Below are 3,235 nucleotides of genomic sequence, written 5' to 3'. Positions count from 1 at the left end.
CTGAAAATGCCGGCCTTTGAATGGGTTCATGTGCAGCTCCATCAGCAAAAGGGGATGATAAGTTTATCACCACCGACTATTTGCAACAGTGCCAAATATCGTGCCAGCTGAAGCTCATCCGGTTCACCGGTGAATCTGCCATAGCTTTCAGTCTGCTCAGTGGTCAGAAAGTCAACGGGCATATCGGCCTCCCTGCCTGACGGGCATTTAGTAACATTTTTCCAACCGTACGAAATGTTATAAATTATCGGACATCGTAAAACTGTTACATTAATATGTCTATTAAATCGTAAATTTGTAATAATAGACATGAGTTGTCCGATATTCGATTTAAGGTACATTTTTATGCGACTTTTTGGTTACGCTCGGGTCTCAACCAGTCAGCAGTCTCTTGATCTTCAGGTCAGAGCACTCAAAGACGCAGGTGTGAAAGCAAACCGTATATTTACCGATAAGGCATCCGGCAGTTCAACAGACCGGGAAGGGCTGGATTTGCTGAGGATGAAGGTGGAGGAAGGTGATGTCATTCTGGTTAAGAAGCTCGACCGTCTTGGCCGCGACACTGCCGATATGATCCAACTGATAAAGGAATTTGACGCTCAGGGCGTGGCAGTCCGGTTCATTGATGACGGGATCAGTACCGACGGTGATATGGGGCAAATGGTGGTCACCATCCTGTCGGCTGTGGCACAGGCTGAACGCCGGAGGATCCTAGAACGCACGAATGAGGGCCGACAGGAAGCAAAGCTGAAAGGAATCAAATTTGGCCGCAGGCGTACCGTGGACAGGAACGTCGTGCTGACGCTTCATCAGAAGGGCACTGGTGCAACGGAAATTGCTCATCAGCTCAGTATTGCCCGCTCCACGGTTTATAAAATTCTTGAAGACGAAAGGGCCTCGTGATACGCCTATTTTTATAGGTTAATGTCATGATAATAATGGTTTCTTAGACGTCAGGTGGCACTTTTCGGGGAAATGTGCGCGGAACCCCTATTTGTTTATTTTTCTAAATACATTCAAATATGTATCCGCTCATGAGACAATAACCCTGGTAAATGCTTCAATAATATTGAAAAAGGAAGAGTATGAGTATTCAACATTTTCGTGTCGCCCTTATTCCCTTTTTTGCGGCATTTTGCCTTCCTGTTTTTGCTCACCCAGAAACGCTGGTGAAAGTAAAAGATGCTGAAGATCAGTTGGGTGCACGAGTGGGTTACATCGAACTGGATCTCAACAGCGGTAAGATCCTTGAGAGTTTTCGCCCCGAAGAACGTTTTCCAATGATGAGCACTTTTAAAGTTCTGCTATGTGGTGCGGTATTATCCCGTGTTGACGCCGGGCAAGAGCAACTCGGTCGCCGCATACACTATTCTCAGAATGACTTGGTTGAGTACTCACCAGTCACAGAAAAGCATCTTACGGATGGCATGACAGTAAGAGAATTATGCAGTGCTGCCATAACCATGAGTGATAACACTGCTGCCAACTTACTTCTGACAACGATCGGAGGACCGAAGGAGCTAACCGCTTTTTTGCACAACATGGGGGATCATGTAACTCGCCTTGATCGTTGGGAACCGGAGCTGAATGAAGCCATACCAAACGACGAGCGTGACACCACGATGCCTGCAGCAATGGCAACAACGTTGCGCAAACTATTAACTGGCGAACTACTTACTCTAGCTTCCCGGCAACAATTAATAGACTGGATGGAGGCGGATAAAGTTGCAGGACCACTTCTGCGCTCGGCCCTTCCGGCTGGCTGGTTTATTGCTGATAAATCTGGAGCCGGTGAGCGTGGGTCTCGCGGTATCATTGCAGCACTGGGGCCAGATGGTAAGCCCTCCCGTATCGTAGTTATCTACACGACGGGGAGTCAGGCAACTATGGATGAACGAAATAGACAGATCGCTGAGATAGGTGCCTCACTGATTAAGCATTGGTAACTGTCAGACCAAGTTTACTCATATATACTTTAGATTGATTTAAAACTTCATTTTTAATTTAAAAGGATCTAGGTGAAGATCCTTTTTGATAATCTCATGACCAAAATCCCTTAACGTGAGTTTTCGTTCCACTGAGCGTCAGACCCCTGATCCGACGACCAGCAAGAACGAGGGCGCGAAGATAGCCAGCAGACACACAATGCCGCCGATCCAGCCCGACGGGGCGGTGTTCATCGAGGCACCAAGAAACGCGGCGAACGTGAACAAAGGGCCGGGCACCGCTTGAGCTGCCCCGTACCCCGCGAGAAAGGATTCATTGTTGACCCAGCCGGAGGGCACCACTTCGGCTTGCAGTAATGGCAGCACAACGTGACCACCGCCGAACACCAGTGATCCGACACGATAGAAGGAATCCACCATTGCCATGGTTTGACTTGGCATCAGTTCGGCCAACACCGGCAGGCCAATCAGCAAGACAAAGAACAGCGAGAGCCAAAGCACGCCGGCCCGGTGACTGACCGTGATAGGTAGGGGGTCATGCTCAACAACTTTCGCTGGCTTGAACAATAACCGGCCTGCGATGCCTGCGATAGCAATCACGCCAACCTGTCCCCACGCGGACGGCACAAGTAAAACGACGCAGGTAGCAATTGCCATGATGGTGACTCGCAGCCCATCCGTGCATAGGTTACGCGCCATGCCCCATACTGCTTGAGCGACCACGGCCACAGCCACCACTTTTAAGCCATGCAACGCGCCCTGCGAGACGTAATCGCCATAGCTGGAGATGCCGAGCGCAAAAAGGATCAAGGCTATGGCAGACGGCAGCGTGAAGCCAGCCCAAGCAGCCAGCGCCCCGCTGTATCCAGCCCGAGACAGTCCTACCGCTATGCCGACCTGGCTGCTTGCAGGCCCTGGCAAGAACTGACAAAGCGCGACCAAGTCAGCATAGCTCCGTTCGGAGAGCCAGCGCCGCCGTGTGACAAATTCGGCGCGGAAGTAGCCCAAGTGCGCAATGGGGCCGCCAAAAGATGTCAATCCAAGCCGCAGAAAAATAAGAAAGACCGACCATGGTCTGCTGTCATCGGTAGGGTTATTCGTCATACTTTCGCCTTCATGATCTGCAACGAGTTGATCAATAATAAGCGAAATTCGATAACGAAATTCGATATAAATCTAGAAAAAAATACCTCTATGTGTACTACGCAGTTTTAGCTGTGGCTTTCACAGGAGCACGCTTACTTACGGCTTAGCGTGCTTTATTTTCCGTTTTCTGAGGCGATCCCTAG

General features: G+C 49.8%; 2 protein-coding genes and 1 pseudogene. 2 read left to right on the top strand and 1 reads right to left on the bottom strand.

What is annotated here, in order from left to right; all coding sequences use genetic code 11:
* The first annotated feature begins 345 nt into the window (after window positions 1-345).
* The gene (locus ACOTX4_RS25620) at window positions 346-903 is read left to right on the top strand and encodes a recombinase family protein (RefSeq protein ID WP_001235713.1); all 558 of its coding nucleotides are present in this window, start codon (window positions 346-348) and stop codon (window positions 901-903) included.
* Window positions 904-1,085: 182 nt separating this feature from the next.
* Complete coding sequence (locus tag ACOTX4_RS25615) at window positions 1,086-1,946, top strand: broad-spectrum class A beta-lactamase TEM-1 (protein ID WP_000027057.1); 861 nt, start codon at window positions 1,086-1,088, stop codon at window positions 1,944-1,946.
* A 147-nt stretch (window positions 1,947-2,093) separates the two neighbouring features.
* Here ACOTX4_RS25615 and chrA read toward each other — a convergent pair.
* Window positions 2,094-3,050, bottom strand: a pseudogene (gene chrA / locus ACOTX4_RS25610) (chromate efflux transporter); the annotation flags it as partial.
* Window positions 3,051-3,235 lie beyond the last annotated feature (185 nt).

The sequence above is a fragment of the Enterobacter cloacae complex sp. IR5459 genome, from assembly GCF_049238005.1.
Taxonomy (GTDB): Bacteria; Pseudomonadota; Gammaproteobacteria; order Enterobacterales; family Enterobacteriaceae; genus Enterobacter; species Enterobacter hormaechei_C.
The sequence above is the reverse complement of the archived record's forward strand: the minus strand, read 5'-3'. Positions and strand labels throughout refer to the sequence as shown.

What these genes read in the sequence shown, in the direction of transcription:
- ACOTX4_RS25615 (WP_000027057.1), top strand. Translation starts at nt 1,086, where the DNA reads ATGAGTATTCAACATTTTCGTGTCGCCCTTATTCCCTTTTTTGCGGCA.
- ACOTX4_RS25620 (WP_001235713.1), top strand. Translation starts at nt 346, where the DNA reads ATGCGACTTTTTGGTTACGCTCGGGTCTCAACCAGTCAGCAGTCTCTT.